General features: G+C 60.6%; 1 protein-coding gene. It reads right to left on the bottom strand.

The genetic code is table 11. From position 1 onward, the window contains the following. Positions 1-508: type IV secretory system conjugative DNA transfer family protein (locus KBI52_RS33800; protein ID WP_210804794.1), on the bottom strand; the 508-nt coding region annotated here is incomplete at its 3' end. Between the last annotated feature and the right edge of the window lie 18 nt (positions 509-526).

Here is a 526-nt window from a genome sequence, read left to right as displayed (position 1 = left end):
CGAGCTCCAGCAGGCCCCAAAGAGCGGAGATCGCTTCCTGCTCGATGGTGTCGTTGCCATCGTTCGTTTTGATCTCTGGAACCCGATCGTATCCTTCTGTCCATTGAATAATGAACGTTTCCGCGATGTTGTGCAGCCGCCGCGAGCGGGTTTCCGGATCGGTGCCCAGGTTGATGTCAGCGAGTGGATTATAGGAGCTCCCGCTGTGCCACCGAATGCGTGAGACGGGTCCCAGTTTGGCCCGGGTAGCAGCCGTGAGGTCGTAAACCTCTCCGGTCGGGTCGTCGACGATGTAGCTCGCCGATGTACCCCGCAGAAGGGTCGGGACGATCACCCTCTCCACCCGCTGGCGCGAGCTGGCTCCAAGGAGGAGGGTATTGGCGTTTCGGGTCGTGCCGTGAGGAACGCCCCGGCGGTCCTCCCCGAGCGTGAGGATCGCACCGTGGGGGGCGATGATGGCGTCTTTAGAGAGCCCAAGTCCAAAGAGTTTTTTGAGAAGGTCTTTCACGTGGTCTGATCCGTTCGG

This window comes from Microvirga sp. HBU67558, assembly GCF_018069605.1.
In the GTDB taxonomy this organism is placed as follows: Bacteria; Pseudomonadota; Alphaproteobacteria; order Rhizobiales; family Beijerinckiaceae; genus Microvirga; species Microvirga terrae.
This window is presented reverse-complemented; position numbering and strand designations above follow the sequence as displayed.